The 24442-nt window shown below is 66.5% G+C and carries 20 protein-coding genes; 12 read left to right on the forward strand and 8 right to left on the reverse strand.

Annotated features, from left to right (window positions below; genetic code table 11):
• Nucleotides 1-43 precede the first annotated feature (43 nt).
• Nucleotides 44-679: a DUF2799 domain-containing protein gene (locus E7T10_RS05745; RefSeq protein WP_137721069.1), complete on the forward strand. Its 636-nt coding sequence runs from the start codon at nt 44-46 to the stop codon at nt 677-679.
• A gap of 10 nt (nt 680-689) precedes the next feature.
• On the opposite strand, the gene fba is transcribed toward E7T10_RS05745, so the two are convergent.
• The 4 genes from fba to gap form a co-directional block, all read right to left on the reverse strand.
• The gene (fba, locus tag E7T10_RS05750) at nt 690-1775 is read right to left on the reverse strand and encodes a class II fructose-bisphosphate aldolase (protein ID WP_137721070.1); all 1086 of its coding nucleotides are present in this window, start codon (nt 1773-1775) and stop codon (nt 690-692) included.
• 143 nt (nt 1776-1918) lie between these two features.
• Nucleotides 1919-3115: a phosphoglycerate kinase gene (gene pgk / locus E7T10_RS05755; protein ID WP_137721071.1), complete on the reverse strand. Its 1197-nt coding sequence runs from the start codon at nt 3113-3115 to the stop codon at nt 1919-1921.
• The gene (locus E7T10_RS05760; RefSeq protein ID WP_137721072.1) at nt 3115-3450 is read right to left on the reverse strand and encodes a hypothetical protein; all 336 of its coding nucleotides are present in this window, start codon (nt 3448-3450) and stop codon (nt 3115-3117) included. Before E7T10_RS05760 ends, pgk begins: the two co-directional genes overlap by 1 nt.
• On the reverse strand, nt 3450-4457 hold the full coding sequence (gene gap / locus E7T10_RS05765; RefSeq protein ID WP_045810439.1) for a type I glyceraldehyde-3-phosphate dehydrogenase: 1008 nt from the start codon (nt 4455-4457) through the stop codon (nt 3450-3452). The genes E7T10_RS05760 and gap overlap by 1 nt, the downstream gene beginning before the upstream one ends.
• 502 nt (nt 4458-4959) lie before the next feature.
• On the opposite strand from gap, the gene E7T10_RS05770 reads away from it, so the two are divergent.
• The 10 genes from E7T10_RS05770 to E7T10_RS05815 all read left to right on the forward strand — a co-directional run bounded on the left by E7T10_RS05770 (nt 4960) and on the right by E7T10_RS05815 (nt 16371).
• Nucleotides 4960-6699: a dihydroxy-acid dehydratase gene (locus E7T10_RS05770; protein ID WP_137721073.1), complete on the forward strand. Its 1740-nt coding sequence runs from the start codon at nt 4960-4962 to the stop codon at nt 6697-6699.
• A gap of 6 nt (nt 6700-6705) precedes the next feature.
• Nucleotides 6706-7719, forward strand: coding sequence for a ketol-acid reductoisomerase (gene ilvC, locus E7T10_RS05775; protein ID WP_137721074.1), 1014 nt, complete (start codon nt 6706-6708; stop codon nt 7717-7719).
• 19 nt (nt 7720-7738) lie between these two features.
• Nucleotides 7739-9451: an acetolactate synthase 2 catalytic subunit gene (ilvG, locus tag E7T10_RS05780; protein WP_137721075.1), complete on the forward strand. Its 1713-nt coding sequence runs from the start codon at nt 7739-7741 to the stop codon at nt 9449-9451.
• Nucleotide 9452: 1 nt separating this feature from the next.
• On the forward strand, nt 9453-9704 hold the full coding sequence (locus E7T10_RS05785; RefSeq protein WP_039244600.1) for an ACT domain-containing protein: 252 nt from the start codon (nt 9453-9455) through the stop codon (nt 9702-9704).
• Nucleotides 9704-10954 carry a 2-isopropylmalate synthase gene (locus E7T10_RS05790; protein WP_137721076.1) on the forward strand — a complete coding sequence of 417 codons (1251 nt, stop codon included), beginning with the start codon at nt 9704-9706 and terminating at the stop codon, nt 10952-10954. The genes E7T10_RS05785 and E7T10_RS05790 overlap by 1 nt, the downstream gene beginning before the upstream one ends.
• Nucleotides 10947-12359 (forward strand): 3-isopropylmalate dehydratase large subunit, encoded by a 1413-nt coding sequence (leuC, locus tag E7T10_RS05795; protein ID WP_137721077.1) that lies wholly within the window; start codon nt 10947-10949, stop codon nt 12357-12359. Before E7T10_RS05790 ends, leuC begins: the two co-directional genes overlap by 8 nt.
• Nucleotides 12352-12939: a 3-isopropylmalate dehydratase small subunit gene (gene leuD, locus E7T10_RS05800; RefSeq protein ID WP_017505141.1), complete on the forward strand. Its 588-nt coding sequence runs from the start codon at nt 12352-12354 to the stop codon at nt 12937-12939. Before leuC ends, leuD begins: the two co-directional genes overlap by 8 nt.
• Nucleotides 12936-14042 carry a 3-isopropylmalate dehydrogenase gene (gene leuB / locus E7T10_RS05805; RefSeq protein ID WP_137721078.1) on the forward strand — a complete coding sequence of 369 codons (1107 nt, stop codon included), beginning with the start codon at nt 12936-12938 and terminating at the stop codon, nt 14040-14042. Before leuD ends, leuB begins: the two co-directional genes overlap by 4 nt.
• Before the next feature lie 280 nt (nt 14043-14322).
• Nucleotides 14323-15603 (forward strand): ammonium transporter, encoded by a 1281-nt coding sequence (locus E7T10_RS05810; protein ID WP_137721079.1) that lies wholly within the window; start codon nt 14323-14325, stop codon nt 15601-15603.
• 72 nt (nt 15604-15675) lie between these two features.
• Complete coding sequence (locus E7T10_RS05815; RefSeq protein ID WP_137721080.1) at nt 15676-16371, forward strand: TorF family putative porin; 696 nt, start codon at nt 15676-15678, stop codon at nt 16369-16371.
• 59 nt (nt 16372-16430) lie between these two features.
• On the opposite strand, the gene E7T10_RS05820 is transcribed toward E7T10_RS05815, so the two are convergent.
• The 4 genes from E7T10_RS05820 to E7T10_RS05835 are packed head-to-tail and all read right to left on the reverse strand — an operon-like array spanning nt 16431 to nt 23321.
• A complete protein-coding gene (locus tag E7T10_RS05820) occupies nt 16431-18803 on the reverse strand; it encodes a glucan 1,4-alpha-glucosidase (protein ID WP_137721081.1) in 2373 nt (790 codons plus the stop codon).
• Nucleotides 18804-18811: 8 nt separating this feature from the next.
• Nucleotides 18812-19753 (reverse strand): alpha/beta hydrolase, encoded by a 942-nt coding sequence (locus E7T10_RS05825; RefSeq protein WP_137721082.1) that lies wholly within the window; start codon nt 19751-19753, stop codon nt 18812-18814.
• Entirely contained in the window at nt 19750-21261 is a 1512-nt protein-coding gene (locus tag E7T10_RS05830; RefSeq protein WP_137721083.1) for an MFS transporter, read from the reverse strand. Before E7T10_RS05830 ends, E7T10_RS05825 begins: the two co-directional genes overlap by 4 nt.
• Nucleotides 21258-23321: a glycoside hydrolase family 97 protein gene (locus E7T10_RS05835; protein WP_246846120.1), complete on the reverse strand. Its 2064-nt coding sequence runs from the start codon at nt 23319-23321 to the stop codon at nt 21258-21260. Before E7T10_RS05835 ends, E7T10_RS05830 begins: the two co-directional genes overlap by 4 nt.
• A gap of 106 nt (nt 23322-23427) precedes the next feature.
• Between E7T10_RS05835 and E7T10_RS05840 the strand changes: the two genes are divergently transcribed.
• Complete coding sequence (locus tag E7T10_RS05840) at nt 23428-24441, forward strand: LacI family DNA-binding transcriptional regulator (protein WP_045810428.1); 1014 nt, start codon at nt 23428-23430, stop codon at nt 24439-24441.
• The last annotated feature ends 1 nt before the right edge of the window (nt 24442 follow it).

The raw sequence follows: 24442 nt of genomic DNA on the forward strand, positions 1-24442 counted from the left end.
CGGGTGAGGTGATAGTCAAGCTTGGGGGCGTAGGGGACATCCGATGAAGCGGTTGATGATCGCCGGGGGCGCGTTTGCCGCAGCGGCGCTGCTGAGCAGTTGCACGACCATGAGCAAGGACGAATGCCTGGCCGGCGCCTGGGGTGAGAAGGGCTATGCGGACGGGGCGTCGGGCTATCCGATGACGCGACTGGACGACCACGCCAGGGCCTGCGCCAAGTTTCAGATCGCGCCCAATCCGGCGGCCTATGGCTCGGCGCGCGAGGATGGCTTGCGGACCTACTGCACCTTCCAGCGCGGTTGGGAGGAGGGGCGGGCGGGCAATGCCTATCACGGCGTTTGTCGGCCTGAGGAGGAACAGGCGTTTCTGCCGGCCTATCGTGACGGCCGACTGCTGCATGAGGTCGAGGACGCTTACGAGACGGCGGAAAGCGCGCTGAACAGCGCCGAGGCCCGGATCGAGAACCGCGAAGACAAGCTGGAGGCCAAGGAGCGCGAACTGCGCGGCGAAGGCCTGACGGACGAGGAGCGGGAGCGCATCCGTGACCGCATCCAAGAGGTCAGAGGCGAGATCCGCGATGCGCGTCGCAATGCCCGGGAGGCCCGCGACGCGCTGGATCAGGCGGAATGGGACGTTCGCCGGGTGCGGCGCGAACTGAGCGGCCGCTACCCGGTCTAGACGACGGTCCTTAAGCGGCCTTGACGGATGCGCCGCGGAAGGACGGATCCAGGTCGCCCGAGGCGTAGCGCTTCGCCATCTGAGCGGTGGACAGCGGGCGGATCTTGGACGCCTGACCCTCGCAACCGAACTGCTGGTAGCGCTCCATGCAGAGCTTCTTCATCGCCTCCTTGGCGGGCTTCAGATAGTAGCGCGGGTCGAACTCGCCCGGCTTCTCCATCAGGGCCTTACGGATGGCGCCGGTGATGGCCATGCGGTTATCGGTGTCGATGTTGACCTTGCGCACGCCGTGCTTGATGCCGCGCTGGATTTCCTCGACCGGCACGCCCCAGGTCTGGGGCATTTCGCCGCCGTACTGGTTGATGATGTCCTGCAGATCCTGCGGCACCGACGATGAGCCGTGCATCACCAAGTGGGTGTTGGGCAGGCGGCGGTGGATTTCCTCGATCACGTTCATGGCCAGGACCTCGCCATCCGGCTGACGCGTGAACTTGTAGGCGCCGTGGCTGGTGCCCATGGCGATGGCGAGGGCGTCGACCTTGGTGGCGGCGACGAAGTCGACGGCCTGATCCGGGTCGGTCAGCAGTTGCGAGTGGTCCAGCTTGCCTTCGAAGCCGTGGCCGTCCTCGGCCTCGCCCATGCCGGTTTCAAGCGAACCCAGCACGCCCAGTTCACCCTCGACCGAGACGCCGCAGGCGTGGGCCATTTCGGTGACGCGACGGGTGACGTCGACGTTGTATTCATAGCTGGCGGGGGTCTTGGCGTCCTCCTCCAGTGAGCCGTCCATCATCACGCTGGTAAAGCCGTACTGGATGGCGGTGACGCAGGTCGCCGGGCCGTTGCCATGGTCCTGGTGCATGCAGACCGGGATGTGCGGATAGAGCTCGGCCAGGGCGTCGATCAGCTTGGCCAGAACGATGTCGTTGGCGTAGCTCCGGGCGCCGCGCGAGGCCTGGATGATAACGGGGGCGTTGACCTCGTGGGCCCCCTCCATGATCGCCAGACCCTGTTCCATGTTGTTGATGTTGTAGGCGGGCAGGCCGTAGTCGTTCTCTGCCGCGTGGTCGAGCAGCTGTCGCAGCGTGATGCGCGCCATTAAGTAGTCTCCTGAGCCGAATAGTTTTTTGGTTGGGCGAGAGATTAGACGCCGGACAGCGTGAAGTCACGCCGTGTTACAGCCGTTTCAGCGCCGATTTCGAAGACAGGATGCCGGCGTGATCCGCCTGCATCGCTGAGCCTTCAGGCGCGCAGGGCCTCGACGCCGGGCAGAGGCTTGCCCTCCATCCATTCCAGGAAGGCGCCGCCGGCGGTGGAGACGAACGTCAGGTCCGCCGCGACGCCGGCATGGCCGACGGCCGCAACCGTGTCGCCGCCGCCGGCCACCGCGATCAGCGCGCCGGCCTTGGTGCGCTCGGCGACGTGTTTGGCGGCCGCGACGGTGGCGGCGTCGAAGGGCGGCACCTCGAACACGCCCAGCGGGCCGTTCCAGATCAGGGTCTTGGACCCGTCGATGGCGGCGTTCAGGCGCGCGACGGTGTCGGGGCCGGCGTCCAGGATCTTGTCTTCAGTCGAGAGCGCTTCGCCGGTTTTGACGGTGCGGGCGTCGGCGCCGGGCTTGACCTCGGTCGCCACCACGACATCGACGGGCAGCAGGATGTCGCAGCCCTTGGTCTCGGCTTCCGCCAGGATCTCGCGCGCCGTATCGGCCATATCCTTCTCGGCCAGAGAGCCGCCGATATCGATCCCTTGAGCGTAGAGGAAGGTGTTGGCCATGCCGCCGCCGATGGCCAACGTGTCCAGCTTTCCGACCAGGTTCTTCAGCAGATCCAGCTTGGTCGAGACCTTGGAGCCGCCGACGATGCCGACGACCGGCTTATGCGGATTGCCGAGCGCCGCGTCGAGCGCGTCCAGTTCGCGGCGCATGGATTCGCCGGCATAGGCCGGGATGTGATGCGCGACGCCTTCGGTCGAGGCGTGGGCGCGGTGGGCGGCCGAAAAGGCGTCGTTGACGTAGAGATCGCCGAGATCCGCCAGCTTCTGGGCGAAGACCGGATCATTGGCCTCTTCCGCCGCGTGGAATCGTACGTTTTCCAGCAGGACCACGCCGCCGGCGTCCAGATCGCGAATTGCCTCCACGGCGTCAGGGCCGATGCAGTCGTCGGCGAAGCGGACGGGGGCGCCGAGGAGTTCTTCCAGCGGCTGAACGACGGGTTTCAGGCTCATCGACGGAACGCGTTGGCCCTTGGGGCGGTCGAAATGGGCCAGAAGCGCGACCTTGGCGCCGGCGTCGCGCAGGCGCTGGATCGTCGGCAGGGCGACCCGCAGCCGGGTGTCGTCCGTGACCTTGCCGCCCTCCATCGGGACGTTGAAGTCCACGCGGACCAGAGCGGTCTTGCCGGCAAAATCCTTGGCGTCGTCGAGGGTGCGGAAGGTCATTATTTTATAGCCATGAGTAGTTTGAGGACGGTCGAGCCCATCAAGGCAATGACAAAAACGATGCTGAAACCAAAGGCCAGATAGCTGCTACGACGCGCAAGAAGGGATGCCGCCCAGATAGTCAGAGCGATAGCAACTGTCGCGGCTATAAGGCTTGCCTCGACAGAGAGCTGGAGGCGAATAGCAACACTGCCAGCCGCCTGCCCTGCGAAGATGCCAAAAAATACTGCGATGCCGAGAAAGCCGACATGAGCCTTGGCTGAGGCAGGCGTCGCAAGCGGCGAGCGGTCGGGCTCGCGCTGGGCGTCAAGCTTTTGAGCCCAGCGCGGCTGCATCAGAGGAACTTCGCCATCTGCAGCGCCGTGTCGCTCATGCGCGTCGCGAAGCCCCACTCGTTGTCGTACCAGCTCAGAACGCGGGCCAGTTTGCCGTCGACGACCTGGGTCTGGGGCAGGGCGGCGGTGGAGGAGGCGGCGATGTGGTTCAGGTCGTGCGAGACCAGCGGGTCGGTCGTGGTGAACAGCACGCCCTTCATCGGGCCGTCGGCGGCGGCCTGAAGCGCCGCGTTGATCTCTTCGACCGTGACTTCGCGACCGGCGACGACCTTCAGATCGACGACCGAGACGTTCGGGGTCGGGACGCGGATCGACGAGCCGTCCAGCTTGCCCTTCAGCTCCGGCAGGACCAGGCCCAGGGCCTTGGCGGCGCCGGTCGAGGTCGGGATCATCGACAGGGCTGCGGCGCGGGCGCGGTACAGGTCCTTGTGCATCGTATCCAGCGTCGGCTGGTCGCCGGTGTAGGAGTGGATGGTGGTCATATAGCCGCGCTCGATGCCGAACAGGTCGTTCAGCACCTTGGCTACCGGGGCCAGGGCGTTGGTGGTGCACGAGCCGTTCGACACGACGATGTCGTCGGCAGTCAGGGTCTCGTGGTTGACCTTGTAGACGATGGTCTTGTCGGCGTTGTCGGCGGGCGCCGAAACCAGGACGCGCTTGGCGCCGGCCTTCAGGTGGGCGCTGGCCTTGTCCTTGGAGGTGAAGATGCCGGTGCATTCGAAGGCGATGTCTACCTTCAACTCGGCGTGCGGCAGATTGGCGGGGTCGCGCTCGGCCGTAACCTTGATCTTGCCCGTGCCGACGTCGATCCAGTCTTCGCCGGAGGTCACCGTGCCGGGGAAGCGGCCGTGGACCGAATCGTAGCGGAACAGATGGGCGTTAGTCTCGACCGGACCCAGATCGTTGATCGCCACCACCTCGATGTCCGTGCGGCCGTGCTCGATGATCGAGCGAAGGACCAGACGGCCAATGCGGCCGAAACCATTGATGGCGACGCGAACAGTCATGGGAAGCTCCTCTGAACGGTAGGGTGTTGTGCGCTACATATAGGTTGGCGTCTCAATGGAGCGGTCGCGGACGGGTTTCAACCCCGCGCACGTAACATGATGTGATGGACGGTTACGCTTCGTCGGCTGTCCAAATGTAGCAGCGGCAAGAAACACCCTTGTTTCGATCATTTTGCTTTCGTGACGCAAAATTATTGCGACGGGGGTTGTGCGACTCCGGCGGCTATGGTTTCTTGGCGTCAGAACAGGGAGCCGCCCGTGGCCACGATGACGCGCGACATAACGAAGGGACGCACCGCCAAGGCGGTCGCAGCCGTTCGCGCGCCGGTCGGCCTGGAAAGCCCCGTATTCCTCATTACGCTCGTACTTCTCGGCCTGCTTACGCAAGCGGCGTGGATGCACGCGACCTGACCTTAGACACACTCAGGATCGCCTCGCACCACCCCGCCTCCGAAAGGAAGCGGGGTTTTTAGTGCGCGGCGGTTCGAAACGAACCGGACCGATGACGCAAAATTCTACCTCCCAGCCCAGAAAGCCCAACGCGCGCAGCGCGGCGGTGACGGCTGGCCCGAACCGGGCGGCCGCCCGCTCATATCTGCGCGCCGCCGGCATGCAGGACGCCGACTTCGACAAGCCGATGATCGGCATCGTCAACACCTGGTCGACCGTCACGCCGTGCAACATGCACCTGGATCGGCTGGCCAAGGATGTGCGCGCCGGCATCGTCGCGGCGGGCGGCTATCCGGTCGATTTCAACACCATCGTCGTGACCGACGGCATCTCGATGGGCACGGCGGGGATGAAGGCCTCGCTGATCAGCCGTGAGGTGGTCGCCGACTCCATCGAACTGGCCATCGAAGGCCACCAGCTGGACGGCGTGGTCTGCATCGTCGGCTGCGACAAGACGATCCCGGCGGCGGCCATGGCCTTGGCCCGGATGGATATCCCCGGCCTGGTCTATTATGGCGGCACCATCATGCCCGGCGTGATCGGGACCAAGGAAGTCTCGGTCCAGGAAGTCTTCGAGGCCATCGGAGCCCATTCGGCCGGGGCCCTGGACGACGAAGGTCTGAAGGCGGTCGAACAGGCCGTCTGCCCCGGCGCGGGGGCCTGCGGCGGCCAGTTCACGGCCAACACCATGGCCATGGCCCTGTCGATCATGGGCATCTCGCCCATGGGCGCCAACGACGTTCCCGCCGTCGATCCGAACAAGGCCGCCGAGGGCGAGCGCTGCGGTCGGCTGATCGTCGAGCGCGTCTTTTCCGGCGACACGGCCCGCAAATACATCACTCGCGCCAGTCTGAAGAACGCCGCCGTCGCGGTCTCTGCCTCAGGCGGATCGACGAATGCGGTCATGCACCTGACGGCCATCGCGGCGGAGGCGGGGGTCGAGTTCGGGGTCGAGGACTGCCATCAGGCCTGCGTCGAGGCGCCGGTCATCTGCGACCTGAAGCCGGGCGGCCGCTTCCTGGCCTCGCACCTGTTCGCCGCCGGCGGCACCCGTCTGGTCACCCAGCGGATGGCCGAGGCGGGTAAGATCGTGAACACCCCGACCGTCACCGGCCGCAGCCTGTTCGCCGAGGCCGCCGAGGCCGAGGAGACGCCGGGTCAGGTGGTCGTGACCACCTTCGACGCCCCGGTGATGGATCGCGGCAGCTTCGCCGTCATCTATGGCGACGTCGCCCCGGAAGGCGCGGTCATCAAGCTGACGGGTCACAAGGTCGATACGTTCGAGGGTCCGGCCTGCGTCTTCGACTCAGAGGAAGACGCCTTCCACGCCGTTCAGGACGGATCGGTCGGCGAGGGCGACGTCATCATCATTCGCTACGAAGGACCCAAGGGCGGTCCGGGCATGCGCGAGATGCTGCAGGTCACCGCCGCCCTGAAGGGTCGCAGGATCGACAATGTCGCCCTGCTGACCGACGGCCGCTTCTCGGGCGCCAGCTACGGCTTCGTCGCCGGACACGTCTCGCCGGAAGCCGCCGTCGGCGGCCCGATCGCCCTCATTCGCGATGGTGACCGCATCACCATCGACGTCACCAACCGCCGCATCGACGTCAATGTCGATCTGGCGACGCGCCGGGCGGGCTTTACGCCCCACGTAGTCCGCCCGGCGCGAGGTGTCTTCGCCAAATACCGCGCCTCGGTGGCCTCCGCCGCCCAGGGCGCGGTCACCATTCCCAATCCGCCGCCGGCGCAAATCCCGGCCTCTCACAAATCCGCTGCTGCTCAGGACGCCTGAATTCTCATGGCCATCACCATCTACACCAACGAAGACATCAAGCCGGGCGCGATCGCCGGCCAGCGCATCGCCATCATCGGTTATGGCTCGCAAGGTCGCGCTCACGCCCAGAACCTGAAGGATAGCGGCCATGACGTGGTCGCCGGCGTCCGTCACGGCGGCACGGGCTGGAAGCACGCCACCGCCGACGGCGTCCCGACCGCCGAGCCGGCGGAGGCCGTCAAGGGCGCCGACATCATCGCCATCCTGACGCCGGACATGGTTCAGGGCGACGTCTATCGCGACATCATCGAGCCGAACGCCAAGGAAGGCTCGGCCCTGCTGTTCGCTCATGGCTTTTCGATCATCTACGAGCGCATCACCCCGCGCGCCGACATGGACGTGATCCTGGTCGCGCCCAAGGGACCGGGCGATCTGGTCCGCCGCGAGTTCCAGCGCGGCCGCGGCGTGCCCAGCCTGTTCGCCGTCGAGAAGGACGTGACCGGCAAGGCGCGCGATCGGGCCATGGGCTACGCCAAGGGCAACGGCGGCGCGACCGGCGGCCTGCTGGAAACCACCTTCCGCGAAGAGACCGAGACCGATCTGTTCGGCGAACAGGCCGTCCTGTGCGGCGGCGCCAAGGAGTTGGTCATGCAGGGCTTCAACACCCTGGTCGAGGCCGGCTACCAGCCCGAGATCGCCTATTTCGAATGCCTGCACGAGCTGAAGCTGATCGTGGACCTGTTCTACGAGGGCGGCATCTCCAAGATGCACCACTTCATCTCCGAGACGGCCAAATATGGCGCCGTCGCCAGCGGCCCGCGCGTCGTGACCGAAGAGACCAAGGCCCGCATGAAGACCATTCTGGACGAGATCCAGGACGGCACCTTTGCGCGCAACTGGATCGCCGAGAACGAGGCCGGCAAGCCGCAGTACGAGGCTTGGCTGAAGGCGGACCGCGAGAGCCAGATCGAACAGGTCGGCGCGCGTCTGCGCGAACGCATGGCCTGGCTGAACACGCCCAAGGCTGAAGCGGCCTGATCGCCGCCTGAACGACCGGATGACCCTGATGACCGCCGCCGCCTTCAAACCCTCAGCCGAGACCGCTCCCCAGTCGGGTGCGCGTCTGCTGGTCTCCACCCTGGAGCGGCTGGGGGTGGAGGTGGTGTTCGGCTATCCGGGCGGCGCCATCATGCCGGTCTATGACGCCCTGGCCGGCTCGAAGCTGAAGCACATCCTGGTCCGCCATGAGCAGGGCGCAGCCTTCTCGGCCGACGCCTATGCCAGGAAGAGCGGCAAGGTCGGGGTGTGCATGGCGACGTCAGGCCCCGGCGCCACCAATCTGGTCACCGGCATCGCCAATGCGATGATGGATTCGGTGCCGATCGTCTGCATCACCGGCAATGTCGCCCAAGGCTTGATGGGCACCGACGCCTTTCAGGAGATAGATATCCTGGGCGTCACCCTGCCCATCGTGAAACATTCGATCCTGGTCCGCTCGGCCGCCGAGGTGCCTGCTGCGATCGAGGAAGCCTTCCATATCGCCCGGTCGGGCCGCCCCGGTCCGGTTCTGGTCGATCTGCCCAAGGATGTGCAGTTCGAGACGACCGGCGAGGACTACGGTTTCTCGATTCCCAACGAGACGCCGCGCATCGATTACGAGGCCATCGCCGCCGCCGAAGCGGCGATCCGGGCGGCGAAGAAGCCGTTGGTCTACATCGGCGGCGGAGTGAAGATCGGCGGTGCGACAGGAGCCCTGCGCGCCTTCGTCGCCGCGACCGGCATCCCCCAGGTCTCGACCCTGAACGCCCTGGGCACCATCCCGACCGATGCGCCGGGCATGCTGGGCATGCTGGGCATGCACGGCACGCGCGCCGCCAACCATGCGGTGCAGGACAGCGACCTGCTGATCGTCGTCGGCGCCCGGTTCGACGACCGCGCGACGGGCAAGCTGTCTGAATTCGCGCCCAATGCCCGCATCGTTCATTTCGACATCGACGCCTCGGAAGTCGGCAAGCTGCGCAGCGCCAATGTCGCTGTCGTCGGTGAGCTGCGCGAAGGCGTCGAGGCGCTGACGGCGCGGATGCGGTCGGGTGCGGCGCTGGACATCCAGGTCTGGGCCGACGACTGCGCCGATGCGGCCAAAGCGGGCGCTCACCGCTATGACGCGCCGGGCGAGGGGGTCTATGCGCCCGCCCTGCTGAAGGAAATCTCGGAAGCGGCGGGCGATGACTTCGTCGCCGCCTGCGACGTGGGCCAGCATCAGATGTGGGCGGCCATGCACTGCCGCTTCGCCAGGCCGGAAGCCCACATCACCTCGGGCGGTCTGGGCGCGATGGGCTTTGGCCTGCCCGCCGGCATCGGCGCCAAGCTGGCCGATCCTTCGGCGACGGTCGTCACGATCGCCGGCGACGGCGGCTTCATGATGAACATTCAGGAGCTGGCGACGCTGAAGCGTTACGGCATCCCGTTGAAGATCGTGCTGATCGACAACTCGTCCCTTGGTCTGGTGCGCCAGTGGCAGGAGCTGTTCTTCGCCGAGAACTATTCCGAGATCGACCTGTCCGACAATCCGGACTTCGTGAAGGTCGCCGAAGCCTTCGGCATCGAGGCCTTCCGCATCGATCGTCGCGATCAGGTGTCGGACGGCATCCAGCGCCTGCTGGCCGCCGACGGCCCCTGCCTGGCCCATGTGGTCATCGACCCCCGAGACAATGTCTGGCCGCTGGTTCCGCCGGGCAAGAACAATGCTGAAATGATGGAGGGCTCCTGAGATGAGCAACACGATCCACATCCAGATCGACCGTGCGGACGGTTCGCTTCAGCGTCTCATCGGCCTGGTGGAGCGCCGCGGCTTCCACATCGACGGCATGGCCCTGGCTGACGAGGGCGCCTTTCGCCGCATCGCCCTGACCGTGCGCGGCCGGGACGCCGGCCGCTGCATGGACAACCTGGGTCGCCAGATCGACCGACTGTTCGGCGTGCGCCGCATCAGCAACGACATTATTCAATCCGAGGCCGCGTGATGATTACCCCCGAAAGCGTACGCGTATCGGGCGTATCCCGCACCGAGGAAATCGCCGCCGATCCCAACCGTGTCATCGTCTTCGATACGACGATGCGGGACGGGGAACAGGCCCCGGGCTTCTCCATGTCCGCCCAGGCCAAGGTGAAGATGGCCCAGGTTCTGCGGGACCTGGGCGTCGATGTTATCGAGGCCGGTTTCGCCGCCGCCTCGCGCGGCGACGAGGATTGCATCCGCCGCGTGGCGGGCGAGGTCGAGGGACCGGTTTTCTGCTCCCTGTCGCGCGCCAGCGAGAAGGATATCGACGCCACCTTCCGCGCCTTGGCGCCGGCGCCGAAGTCGCACCGTCGGTGCCACACCTTCATCGGCACCAGCCCGATCCACCGCTCGGCCAAGCTGAAGATGTCCACCAATGAGGTGCTGTCGACGGCCGTGCGGTCGGTGGAATACGCCCGCAGCCTGTTCGACGACGTGGAGTTCTCGGCCGAGGACGCCTTCCGCACCGAGCCGGAGTTTCTGGCCGATGTGCTGGAGGCCGCCGCCGACGCCGGCGCCCGCACCCTGAACGTCCCCGACACCGTCGGCTATGCCACACCGCAGGAGGTTCGCGAGCGCTTCGCCGCCCTGGCCGCACGGATCAAGAAGCGGCATCCGCACGTGATCTTCTCGGCCCACTGCCACGACGACCTGGGCATGGCGGTCGCCAACTCCCTGGCCGCCGTCGAGGGCGGCGCGCGTCAGATCGAGGGCGCGATCAACGGCATCGGCGAGCGGGCCGGCAACTGCTCGATCGAAGAGGTCATCATGGCGCTGAAGGTCCGCGAGGACCGCTATGGCGTCACGACCGGCGCCGACAGCCGTCATCTGGTGCGCGCCTCCAAGATCCTGTGCGAGATCACCGAGACCGTCATCGCCCGCAACAAGTCGGTGGTGGGCATCAACGCCTTCGCTCACGAGGCGGGAATCCACCAGCACGGCATGCTGGCGGACAGCCGCACCTATGAGATCATGCGGCCCCAGGATGTCGGCTTCGAAGGCAGTTGGTTCGTGTTGGGCAAGCACTCGGGCCGTCACGCCATCGCCAAGCGCGCCGAGACCATCGGCCGTCCCATCGAGGGCGAGCGTCTGGCGGCGGTGGTCGCCGGCTTCAAGTCGCGCGCGGATCAGATCGGCGAGATCAACGACGCCGAACTGATCGCCATCATCGATCGGGTCGACGGCGTGTCCGAGATCGTGGCCCAATATGCCTGATCCCAAGACCCTGTTCGACAAGGTGTGGGACGCCCACGTGGTGCGGTCGGAAACGGCCGACACGCCGGGCGTGCTGTATATCGACCTGCATCTGGTCCACGAAGTCACCAGCCCCCAGGCCTTCAGCGAGATCGAGGCGCGCGGGCTGAAGGTGCGCCGTCCCAACCGGACCTATGCGACCCTGGACCATTCCACCCCGACCCTGCCGGCGGGTCTGAACGGGCTGAAGCCCTATGTCACGGCCCAAGCCGAGGCTCAGGTCCATACGCTGGAGCGGAACTGCGCCGCCCACGGCGTGCCACTGGCGGGGTGGGGATCGGACGATCGCGGCGTGGTCCATGTCATGGGGCCGGAACTGGGTCTGACCCAGCCGGGCATGACGGTGGTCTGCGGCGACAGCCATACGGCGACGCACGGCGCCTTTGGGGCCCTGGCCTTCGGCATCGGTACGTCCGAGGTCGGCCATGTGCTGGCGACACAGTGTCTGTTGCAGCGCAAGGCCAAGGCCATGCGGGTGACGGTGGACGGCGAACTGCAGCCGGGCGTGTCAGGGAAAGATGTTGCGCTGGCCGTCATCGCCGCCATCGGTTTCGGCGGCGGCACCGGCTATGTCATAGAATACGCGGGCGAGGCGGTGCGGTCGCTGGACATGGAAGGGCGGATGACCCTGTGCAACATGTCCATCGAAGCTGGCGCGCGGGCCGGCATGATCGCCCCGGACCAGAAGACGATCGACTGGCTGCGCGGCCGCAAGCACGTGACCGCCGACTACGAGGCGGCAGCGGCCGAATGGCTGAAACTGGCGACGGATGCAGGCGCGGTCTTCGACAAGGAAGTGACCATCGACGGCTCCGCCATCCGGCCGATGGCGACCTGGGGTACGACGCCGGATGCGGGCGCGCCGATCGGCTCGCCCGTGCCGCAGCCGCAGTCGGACTCGGACCGCAAGGCCATCGCCTATATGGGCTTCACCGCTGGGGAGGCGACGACCAGCCAGCCGGTGGACGTGGTCTTCATCGGCTCCTGCACCAACGGGCGTCTGCCCGATCTGCGCGCCGCCGCCGAGGTGCTGCGCGGCAGGAAGGTCAAGCCGGGTCTGCGCATGCTGGTGGTGCCGGGGTCCGAGGCCGTGCGTCGCGACGCTGAGGCCGAGGGGCTGCATGAGGTGTTTATCGCCGCCGGGGCCGAATGGCGCATTCCCGGCTGCTCGATGTGCATCGCCATGAACGGCGATTTCGTCGCGCCGGGCCAACTGGCTGTATCCACATCGAACCGCAATTTCGAAGGGCGTCAGGGCAAGGACGCCCGCACCATCCTGGCCAGTCCGGCGACGGCGGCGGCGACGGCGGTCGCTGGCGTGCTGACCGATCCGCGCGTTTATCTGAAGGAGGTCGAGCATGTCTGAACCCTTCCAGGTGCTGACCTCCAAGACCGTGACCCTGAGTCAGGCCAATATCGACACCGACCAGATCATTCCGGCGCGGTTTCTGACCACGACCACGCGCGAAGGGCTGGGCAAGGCCGCCTTCTATGACTGGCGTTACGAAGACGACGGCTCGGAAAAACCCGAGGCCATTCTGAATCGCATCGATCCGGCCGAGCATCGCATCCTGCTGGCGGGCCGGAACTTCGCCTGCGGTTCGTCGCGCGAACATGCCCCTTGGGCGCTGCTGGACTATGGGTTCCGGGCGGTGATTTCGACCGAGATCGCTGACATTTTTACCTCGAACGCGCTGAAAAACGGCCTGCTGCCCATAGTCGTCAGCCAGGCGGTTTGGGACGATCTGGCGTCGCAGCCGGACCAGCCGGTCACGATCGACCTCCAGGCCAATCAGATCCAGCGCGGCAATGCCGAACCCGTGCCGTTCGGGGTCGAATCCTTCGCCCGCCAATGCCTGCTGGACGGGGTGGACACCCTGGGCTGGCTGCAATCAAACATGCCTGAAATCGAAGCCTACGAGCGATCGAAAGAGACCGTAAGATGAGTACCGCCGCCGCCAAGACCTACAACATCGTCCTGCTGCCCGGCGACGGCGTCGGACCGGAAGTCACACGGGCTGCGCGCGACGTCCTGCGGGTCATCGGCGACTTCTATGGTCACCATTTCGAGTTCGCCGAGCATCTGATCGGCGGCGCGGCCATCGACGAGACGGGCGAGCCATTGCCGGAGGCCACGCGCGCCGCCTGCGTCGCCTCCGACGCCGTGCTGCTGGGCGCCGTCGGCGGGCCGAAATGGGATGGCGGCAAGGCGCGTCCGGAACAGGGGCTGCTGGCGATCCGCAAGGCGATGGGCCTGTTCGCCAATCTGCGGCCGTTGCAGGTGTCGCCGGTGCTGGCGCACCGCTCGCCGCTGAAGAAGGAGATCGTCGAGGGCGTCGATCTGATCGTCTTCCGCGAACTGACCGGCGGCGTCTATTTCGGCGAGAAGACCCGCACCGCCGACCGCGCCACCGACCTGTGCGAATACACCGTGCCGGAGATCGAGCGGGTGACCCGCGCCGCCTTCCAGACCGCCCAACAGCGTCGCGGCAAGGTGACCTCGGTCGACAAGGCCAATGTCATGGAGACCAGCCGTCTGTGGCGCGAGGTCGTGACCCGCATCCATGCCGAGGAGTTCCCCGACATCACCCTGGAGCACGCCTTGGTGGACTCCATGGCCATGCACCTGATCCGCAAGCCGCGCGACTACGACGTCATCCTGACGGAAAACATGTTCGGCGACATCCTGTCGGATGAGATTTCGGTGCTGGGCGGCTCCATCGGCCTGTTGCCGTCGGCGTCGCTGGGCGCGGGCGGGCCGGGCCTGTTCGAGCCGATCCACGGCTCCGCGCCGGACATCGCCGGTCAGGATCTGGCCAATCCGGTCGGGACCATCCTGTCGGCGGCCCTGCTGCTGCGTCACAGCCTGAAGCTGGAGGACGAGGCCGATTCTATCGAGGCCGCCGTCGCCGCTGTTCTGGCGGCCGGCGCCGGGACGGCCGATCTCGGCGGAGCGCTGGGCACGCGCGCGGCGACCGAGGCCGTTATCGACGCCATCCGCGCCATCCACTGGGCGGCCGCGCATCGCGTGCAGATGCATTGGGCCTGACGGCTTGAACTGACGTTGAAAATCCTGCCGCGGAGCTTGGCTTCTTTGGCATGGTCAATCTTACATCGGACCGTATGATCGAAGGATCGTGCGGTCCTGATGTTTTTACTCATGACCGTTGCAAGAAAGTTGCGCCGTTCACGGTCTAGCCCCTTGCGCGTATCGCAAATGCGGTAAAATCTTCGCAACTGCGAGATTGCATAGGGGGTACTAGCTCATGTCGCAGACCACGAAACGACTTACGGGAGCGGCTGCGCTCCTTCTTCCCACACTCTGTCTGATGGCGGCCGGCGCAGCCAATGCGCAGGAGGCCGCGCCCGCCTTGCTCGGCCACCAGGCTGCGCTTGAGCTCGACAGCGCCGGGGCCTCATGGCTCGGCACCTCGACCGCCCTGGTTCTGCTGATGACCCTCCCGGGTCTGGCGCTGTTCTATGGCGGCATGGTGCGCAAGAAGAACGTCATCGCCACCATCACCCAGTCCGTCGGCGTCTTCGCCGTGGTGTCGCTGGTGTGGTTCATCGCCGGCTACAGCCTGGCCTTCGGCAAGAACGCGAGCGCCGGCCTTCAGCCTTTCATCGGCAGTCTGGACATGCTGTTCCTGAACGGCGTGTCGCTGAAGACGGCCAACGCCCTGCTGCCCGGCATTCCCGAGTTCCTGTTCATCTCCTTCCAGATGACCTTCGCCATCATCACCCCGGCGCTGATCACCGGCGCCTTCGCCGAGCGGTTCAAATACTCGGCGCTATTGCTGTTCACCGCCCTGTGGTCGCTGCTGGTCTATGCGCCGATCTGCCACTGGGTCTGGGGTGGCGGTTTCTTGGGCTCTGCGGGCGTGCTGGACTTCGCGGGCGGCGCCGTCGTTCACGTCAACTCGGGCGTCGCAGGCCTGGTCTGCGCCATCTTCCTGGGTCGCCGTAAGGGTTACGGCACAGAGGTCATCACCGCCCACAACCCCGTCCTGACCATGATCGGCGCCTCGCTGCTGCTGGTCGGCTGGATCGGCTTCAACGCCGGCTCGGCGGGCGCCGCCAATGATCTGATGGGCGTGGCGCTGCTGAACACCATCCTGGCCGCCGCCGCCGCCGCCCTGACCTGGAAGGTCGTCGAATATATCGAGAAGAAGAAGGTTTCGCTGATCGGCATGCTGTCGGGCGTCGTCGCCGGTCTGGTCGCCATCACTCCGGCGGCCGGCTTCGTCGATCCCAAGGGCGCGGTGATCATCGGCCTGATCGCCGGTCCGGCCTGCTACGCCTCTTCGGTGTGGATCAAGAAGCTGCTGCGCTACGACGACAGCTTGGACGCCTTCGGCATCCACGGCGCGGGCGGTCTGATCGGCGCCCTGTTGACCGGCCTGTTCGCCACCACCGCGATCAACAGCCTGTCGGAAGGCGCCAACGTCGGCGCCCAGGCCCTGGGGCTGCTGTGGACCATCGTGTACAGCGCCGTCGGCACCTTGATCATCCTGTTCATCTGCAAGTTCACCACGGGCCTGCGCGTTAGCGAAGCGGAAGAAGCCGCCGGTCTGGACACCTCGCTGCATGGCGAGGCGCTGGAACACTGAGCTGAGAACGGGCGCGGCTCCCAAACCCGCGCCCGGCCTCGACCTCGAATAACGACAACAAGGGGATAGACTATGAAAAAGACCATCATCCGCGCGGCCGCCGCCGCGATCCTCGCCGCAGGACTGATCAGCCTCGCCGCACCGGCCTCGGCCCAGAGCACCGTCGATGTCGCCTGGAACGTGGGCGCGGTCAGCGACTATGTCTTCCGCGGCTTCAGCCAGACCAGTGAAGATCCCGCCATTCAGGGCGGCGTCGACCTGACGTCGGGCAGTTTCTACGCCGGCGCCTGGGCCTCCAACGTCGATTTCGGCGACGACACCGATGCGGAGGTTGATCTCTACGGCGGCTATCGCACTGAGGCCGGCGGCTTCGCGCTCGACTTCGGCGTGATCGGCTATCTGTATGTCGGGGAGCCGGACGGCGCGGACTATAACTACGCCGAGTTCAAGGCTGCGGCCTCGCGGGCGGTCGGCCCCGCGACCTTCGGCGCGGCCGTCTATTACTCGCCCGACTTCTTCGGCATCGATGATGAAGCGACCTATGCCGAGATCAACGCCGCCTTCTCACCGGCGCCCAAATGGACGGTGTCGGGCGCGCTCGGCAAGCAATGGCTCGACGTCAGCGACGACTACACCACCTGGAACGTCGGCGTCGGCTATGCCCTGACCGACAAGGTGGGCCTCGATGTCCGCTATCATGACACCGACGTGGACGGCGTGCCCGGCGCCGAAGACCGCATCGTCGGCGCTGTGAAGCTCACCTTCTGAGCCGCGCCAGCCCGAAATGAGTGCGGCCCCGGAGAGCGATCTCCGGGGCCGTTTTCGTATCAGCGGGCGTAGCGGTCGTGGACGGGGTCGTAGCTGTCCCAGACCTTGCCGTCGGCCAGAGACCGCAGCAGCTTCAGATATTCCGCGTGGGTCCAGGCCAGCGGGGTCGCCGAGTCCGTGTTCTGACCCACGGCGTAGTCCTTGGCCGTCGGGTTGCCGACGCCGTCCCACACCTGTTCGGCCAGCATCAGTCCGCCGTTGGCGAACCGCTCCATGCCGCGCACATAGGTTTGACGGATGGCGGCGATGTCGGCGGCCGAAGGGGCGCCGTTCACGCTGACGCGGGCCAACTCATAGTGACCGCGCTCGCCCGTGAAGAAGGGCCAGACCCGGCCGCGCTGACCGGGGCTCATCTCCCCGCCGACGCCATAGTTGGCGCCCGTCAGATGGTCCTCGCCATAGCCATCGACGCCATAACGGCGCCAGCCCGGCGTCTTGTCGCCCTCAGGACCGAAGTCGTAGCGGACGCGATGGAGCGGCTCCAGCGACTGATCGTCATAGACGGGCAGGGTGGATAGGATGTGCGGATCGTCGGCCTTGCGCACGCCATAGCGTACCAGTTCCAGAAAGCCGCCGTCCACGACACGGTCTTCCGCCGGGGCGATCTGGCCATTGGCGGCGCCGATCGGGGCCTTGTCGTTCGGGTTCTCGTTCTGGGTGATGCGAATGAAGTAGCGACCGTCGCCGAAGTCGCCGTTGGTGGTGAACATTCGGTCTTCGATCTTGGACGCATAGCTGTCGGCCGCGATCTGGTAGCGCGTCGCGCCGGCGGCGTCGCCTGAGGCGCGCGCCATTTCGGCGGCGACCGTCAGGCCCGCGACCACGGCGGCGGTCGAGGACGGCGAATAGCCCTGCTGCTCTTCCCAGCGCTCCTGCTGGGTGAAGGGCGGCTTGATCTCCGCGTCGTTCCACATCAGTCCGATCTTGCCGCCGTCGACCAGGAAGTCGGCCGCCGGCTTCAGCATGGACCGATAGTGTTCGGTCATCTGGGTGTCCGACAGCCAGCCCATCTTCCACAGGCGATAGCCCAGCATGATCGGCATGGCGGTCTGGTCCAGCTGGACCGCGACCCACTCCAGTTCGCCGTCCACGTGCGTCTTCTGCAGGAACCAGCCGCCGACGCCGGTGTTGCCGGGCGTGTTCGGGCCGACTTGGACCTGGGGCAGGTAGTTGAAGGCCGCCAGCGGCGTCTCTTTGTCGCCCAGCGCCGCCAGAGCCATCGCCACCTGATAGAAGTCACGTGGCCAGACGGCCTTGTAGCCGGTCGAGGATTTCGACGCGTCCACCGTATCGCCCCACGGGTTCGAGAGTGACGCGATCAGGGCGCCGGCGTGGGTGCGATCCTCCTGCACCTTCAGCATCAGAGCCGAGGCGTAGGCCAGCTTGCCCCCGTCGGTCGCCTGTTCGGCGATGCGCGGCAGTTCGGTCAGGGAGCCGACATAGTCTTCCCAGCCGACGCGCTCGCCCTCGCCGTTGAAGCGGGCCAGCACCTCGTCCAGGCCAGTCGCGAACGATCCGTCCGCGGCGGCGCGCGCCTCGGCCTCGCTGTGGCCGAAGCCGATGACGAAGTCGCGCGTGATCCGGCTGCTTTGGCGCAGACGCGGCAGGGCGCCGGTCATCATGGTGTTGCCGGCCTGATCGCCGGTCGAGGCGTAGGCCCAGTCCAGCTTGCCGTCCTTCAGATCGGTCAGACCGTCGGAGGTTCCGACGAAGCCGACGCTGGCCTTTTCGAAGGCTTCGCTGGGCTTCAAAAACAGGTGGGTATCGCCTTCCCAGGCGTGGAAGCCGTCACGTGTGACCTGACCGCGATCCTCGACGCCGGTGTTGGCGATGTGCGGCTCCAGCATCAGATAGGGCGTCACATCGCCCTTCAGCGCCGTAATGGTGACGCGTAGCACCAGGGCGTTGCGGTCGGGATCGCTGAAGATCTGTTTTTCGATCTGGAAGCGGCCGTTCTTGTCCTGGGTCGTGACGCGATAGGCCGGCGACAGCGGACGCCCCTGGGCGTCGACGTGCAGATATTCGGTGCGGCTGGTGGTGTCGTCGCCCTCGACGACCAGACCGTCCTGAGTCACGCCGGCGAAGCGCAGCGCCTTGATCTGGGCCTCATGGATCAGGCCGTACATGGTCTCGGTCAGGACGCCGTCGGCGATGGAATACCAGACCTTGGACACCGCGCCGGTCGGGCCGCCGTCGCGATACTGGCCATCGACGTAGGCCTCGTATGAGGCGCCGGCGCCGGTCTTGGCCGCGCTGGACCAGACGGGCGGGGCGCCGGGCGCGCCGGGCGCGACGCCCGATTGGGCGCTTGCGGCGGAAGCGAGGGCCAGGCCGGCGGCGCCGGCGAGGCAGAAGGTACGGAAGTGACGCATTGTGGTCCTCACGGGTTGCGCGTGGGGGCGGGGGAAAGAAGGAAGGTCAAAGGCACGTCCAGCCGCCGGTTCCAGGACGCTTCATTGTGCTGGGCGCCGGGGAAGACCAGGCTGCGGAAATCGCCGGGGCCAAAGCCGCGACGGCGGAAAGTCTGGTCCACCTGGGTCTGGAAGACGGCGTAGAATTGATCCAGCGTCTCGTCGCCCCGGTCGAAATAGAAGCGGTGGTCGCCCGGTTCGGGCAGGCCGCGTTCGATCACGCCGGTCCAGGCCGCGACCAGGCGTTCGCGCCAGGCGTCCAGCGCCGCGCCGGGCTCAAGCCCTTCGACCTTTAGCGGCCAATGGGTGGACAGACAGGCGGCGGCGGAAAAGACCTGCGGCTGTTTCATCACCGCATACATGGAGATCAGGCCGCCCATGCTGGAGCCGGCGATCATCGTGTCCAGCGGACCGCTCAGGGTGCGGTAGGCGCCGTCGATGAAGGGCTTCAACTCTTCGACCAGGAACCGCAGATAGGCGTCGGACAAGGACGGGCCGCCGTAGATGGCCTGGACCTCGTCGCGCATGTCGGCGGGCAGGGCGGCGATCAGGTCGGCGGGGACATATTCCCTCAGCCGCAGGTCGGTGTTCCAGATCCCCACGACGATTGGAGCCCGCACCTGGCCGCTCGCGATCAGCCGCGTCAGATGTTCGTCCACGCCCCATTCGCCGAAGTTGGCCGTGGCCGGATCGAACAGGTTCTGGCCGTCGTGCATATAGAGGACAGGCCAGGCGGTGTCGGTCGCCTCATATCCGGGCGGCAGCCAGACCGAGACGTTGCGCGCCTTCACATGGGCCGACGCGACCGCCTCATGCAGCACCAACCGCCCGCCCGCGAGGGCGCCCTCGGCGCGCGCCGCGCAGGCGAAGGGCAGGGCGGCCATGAGGGCCAGAAGACCCCGACGGTTCATCCGCGATGCTCCTTGACCATCAGCGCGCTGGCGGCTGCCAGGACGAAGGAGACGGCGCCCAGCACCAGGGCCCAGATTGCCTGACCATCGAACAGGGTCTTCAGGATCAGGCCCAGAACCGTCGCGGCCAGCAGTTGGGGCACGACGATGAAGATGTTGAAGACGCCCATATAGACGCCCATTTTTCGGTCCGGCACCGCCGCCGACAGGATGGCGTAGGGCATGGAGACGATCGACGCCCAGGCGAAACCGACGCCGATCATCGGCAGCCACAAGAGGCCCGGCTCGCGGATGGCGAAGACGCCGAACAAGCCGGCCGCGCCAAGCATCAGCATCAGCGCATGGGTTGCCTTGCGTCCGATCCGTTTGGCGATGACCGGCAGGGTGAAGGCCGCCAGGGCCGCCACGCCGTTATAGACCCCGAACAGAACCCCCACCCAGTCCGCGCCCGTTGCGTAGGCGGCCGAGGTGGTGTCGGTCGCTCCGTAATGGACGCGGGTCACGGCCGCGGTGGTGTAGATCCACATGGCGAACAGGGCGAACCAGCTGAAGAACTGAACAACGGCCAGGCCGCGCATGGTCTCGGGCATGCGAAAGATGTCGTTCAGGATTTCGGTCGCGGCGTTGGTGATGCGGCGACGCTGCATCATGCCGACGGCGATCTGGAGCAGGCCGAACCCGGCGAAGAAGCCGGCGAGGATCAGCAACTCCTTCTCCAGATCGAGCGCGCCGATCAGCACGAAACCCAGCCCGCCGAGGACGGCGCACACCAGGCCCGAAGTCATCCAGCCCTGAACGCTGCGGGCCGGCGCTTCGACCTCGACGGGTTTTGCTGGCGCGTCGTCTCGGGCGCGTTCGAAGGCCGCGATCTGTTCGGGGCTGTATTCCTTGGTCGACAGCACCGTCCACAGCACGGCCGAGAAAAGGCCGGCGGCGCCGACATAGAAGGCGATCTTGACCGACAGGGGCACCACGCCCGCCTCGGCGGTCGAGGCGATATCGAAGACGTTGGACAAAAGCCACGGCAGGACCGAGGCGAAGACCGCGCCGGCGCCGATGAAGAAGCTCTGCATCGCATAGCCGGCCGTGCGCTGCTCCTCCGGCAGGTTATCGCCGACGAAGGCGCGGAACGGCTCCATGGTGATGTTGATCGAGGCGTCCATGATCCACAGCATGGCCGCGGCGAACCACAGGCTGGGGCTATTGGGCATGGCGATCAGAGCCAGGGTGGTGGCGATGGCCCCGATCAGGAAATAGGGCCGACGCCGGCCGAACCGGGTCCAGGTCTTGTCGCTGAAATGGCCGATAATCGGCTGGACCAGCAGGCCCGTCAGCGGCGCGGCGATCCACAGGATCGCCAGGCTGTCGACCTCGGCCCCCAGCGTCTGGAAGATCCGGCTGGTGTTGGCGTTCTGCAGGCCGAAGCCGATCTGGATGCCGAAGAAGCCGACGCACATGTTCCAGATCGCCAGGCCGGACAGGCGCGGGCGGTGCGAGAGCAGGTTCATCCGCGTCGCGCCCGGCCGACCGGCACGAACCGGATCGCCTGACCGCCGCCGGGGGCCAGCGCCAGGGTCAGGGTGTCAGACGACGTCACCTCGCGCTGCTCGATGACGATGTCCTCGCGCTTGCCGCGATAGTCGGCGTCGGGCCCGTCGCGATAGATTTCGGCCCGATATGGACGGCCGGCGTCCAGGAAGTCGAGCGGGGCCTTCAGCACGCGCGGATGCTCGTCGGTGACGGCGCCCAAGGCCCAGACATCCGTGCCGCGCTGCTTGCGAACCGTGACGACATAGTCGCCCATGGCGGCATCCAGCGTGCGGCTCTCGCTCCAGTCGACAGGCACATCCTTGATGAACTGGAACGGGCCGGGGTTGGCCTCGTAGTTGACCAGCAGGTCCGCCGCCATCTGGATCGGGCTGTAGATGACGACATAGAGCGCCAGTTGCTTGGCCCAGGTCGTCTGCACGCCGCCGGGGCTGCGCGTCTCCATGCCGAAGATCCCGGGCGTATAGTCCATCGGACCGGCCAGCAGGCGGGTGAAGACCAGGTTCGGCTCATGCTCGGGCGGATTGCCGGGATTGCCCCAGGCCGAATATTCCATGCCGCGCTGGCCCTCGCGGCTGATGATGTTCGGATAGGTGCGGCGAAGGCCAGTGTCCTTGAACGGCTCGTGAGCGTTGACGGCGACCTTGTGGCGATAGCCGGCCTCGACCACGCGCATGTGGTGCTGTGCCATCGCCTGGCTTTCGTGCCAGGCCATGACCATCTGTCCGCCCGGCCCGGCGACGCGGGCGCCTTGCGCGTCAGCGACATAGCCGGTCTTCACCGAATGCACGCCGAGGCGCTCATAAAGCGCCATGGCCGGCTCGAGCTGCTGCTCATAGTGGAAGGCGTTGCCGCCGGTCTCGTGGTGGCCGATCAGCTGCACGCCCTTTGACCGCGCGTGGGCGCAGACCGCCTCAATGTCGAAATCGGGATAGGCCTCGGTGAAGCTGAAGTCCGCGCCGTTGGCGAACCACTGGCCGTCCCAGCCCTTGTTCCAGCCCTCGACCAGCACCCCACCCAAGCCGTGCTTGGCCGCGAAGTCGATGTGTTTGATGGCGTTCTCGGTCGTCGCGCCGTGCTTGGGTCCGGAGTTCCAGGTCTTCAGGTCCAGGTGCATTTCCCACCAGACGCCGACGTATTTCATCGGCTTGAACCAGCTGACGTCGCCCAGCGTGTTGGGCTCGTTGAGGTTCAGGATCAGGCTGGAATCCAGCAGGCCAGCGGCGCTGTCGGAGATTTGCAGGGTCCGCCAAGGCGTGTTGAACGGCGCCTCGCGCACCACCGCCGCATTGGTCAGGCCTGGCGTCAGCTGCGCGCGGAACTTCGTTTCCTCCGACCGGCGCAGGTTCATCCCCGCATAGTCGATGCAGGCGGCCTCGTGGATGGAGACATGCAAGCCCGACTGGCCCCGAACCGTCATCGGCGTCTGGGCGCTGCCGACCGCATCGATGGGCGTGCGGCTGTAGAGATATTCCTCGCGGTTCCATTCCCAGGCCGGGCACCACAGGGCCTCGCCGTTTTCGGCCAGGTTGAACTCGGTGATTTCCGACCCGATGCGGACGGTGGTCAGGCCGGCCTGCTGCGGGAACTCATAGCGGAAGCCCAGACCGTCGTCGTACAGGCGGAAGACCACGTCCACGCGGCGTTGCAGGCCGCCGGTCTCGGCATAGGCGACGCGCCATTCGTTGTAGTGGTTGCGGATGAATTGCCGCTCGCCCCACGGCTGCTCCCAGGTGTCGTCGACCGTGACCGGCTGGCCTGCGGTCAGGGTCAGGCCGCGCTCGATGGCCGGGGCGTCGGTCAGCAGGAAGCCCAGCTTGGACGGCGCCACGACGACACGGCCCTGACGCAGCACCGAATACATCGGCCGCCCGTCATTGTCGGTGAAGGCCTCGACCGTCAGCACGCCGCCGGGCGAGGACGCCCGGGCATGGTTCGGCGCGGTCTGGGCGCGCACGCCCGTCGCCCCCAGAGCCAGGATCGATACGCCCCCAAGGGCCAGGAAGGATCTGCGCTGCATCATGGGAACTCCGTTACGCCGCCTCTTGCCAACCGCCGCGAACGGTGGCTGAAATATTTGCAGAAAATTTTGCAGCTTCACCATGCTGCTGTGAGGACCCGCGACCTTGAGCCGCAAGACCACCCGCCTGGAAGACATCGCCCGCCTGGCCGGCGTGTCCATCGCCACCGCCTCGCGCGCCCTGAACGACAGCCCCGCCGTCAACGATCGCACTAAACAGACGATCTGGAAGCTGGCCAAGGAACACGACTATCCGTTCCGCCGCCACATGCCCGCCGGCCCGATCGGCGCCCAGGGCACGATCGCCCTGGTGGTGCCGCGTCCACAGGGGCGCGAAGGCCGCCTTAGCGACCCCTTCTTCCTGGAGCTTCTGGCCGGGGTGGGCGAGGCGGCGCGCGAACGCGGCTGCGACCTGCTGATGAGCCATATTTCGCCCGCCAACTATGACGAGCTGTCGGCGGCGCTGAACACCAGCCGGGCGGACGGCGTGATCTTCCTGGGTCAATCCAGCCTGCATTCGGCCTTCAACCGTCTGGTCGACGCCGACCATCGTTTCGTCGTGTGGGGCGCCGAACTGCCCGATCAGGACTATTGCTCCATCGGCTCGGACAACATCTCGGGCGGGCGCCGCGCGACGTTGCATCTGGCGCGGCTGGGGCGAAAGCGTATCGTCTTCCTGGGCGACCTGGATCCGCCCGAGGCCATGCAGCGGCATCGCGGCTATCTGGACGCGATGAGCCAGAGCGGGCTGGACGTGGACGCCGACCTGATCGTGCCTGCGCATTTCGAGGTCGAATCCGCCGAGGCCGCCGTGGACGCCCTGATCCGACGCGGCCTGGATTTCGATGGCGTCGTGGCGGCGTCCGACCAGATCGCGCTCGGCGCCGTGCGCGCCCTGTTGCACGCCGGCGTCGAGGTGCCGGGTCAGGTCTCGGTCATCGGATTCGACAATGTGCCTTTCAGCCGCTACTCGCGCCCGGCGCTCAGCACCATCGCCCAGGACACGATGAAGGCCGGCCGGTTGATGGTGTCCAAACTGCTGGATCACGGCGGCGCCGCAGCAGGCCGTTCCGAGCGCGTTCCGACCGAGTTGATCGTTCGCGAGACCTGCGGCGGCTGAC

The organism is Brevundimonas sp. SGAir0440 (genome assembly GCF_005484585.1).
Lineage (GTDB): Bacteria > Pseudomonadota > Alphaproteobacteria > Caulobacterales > Caulobacteraceae > Brevundimonas.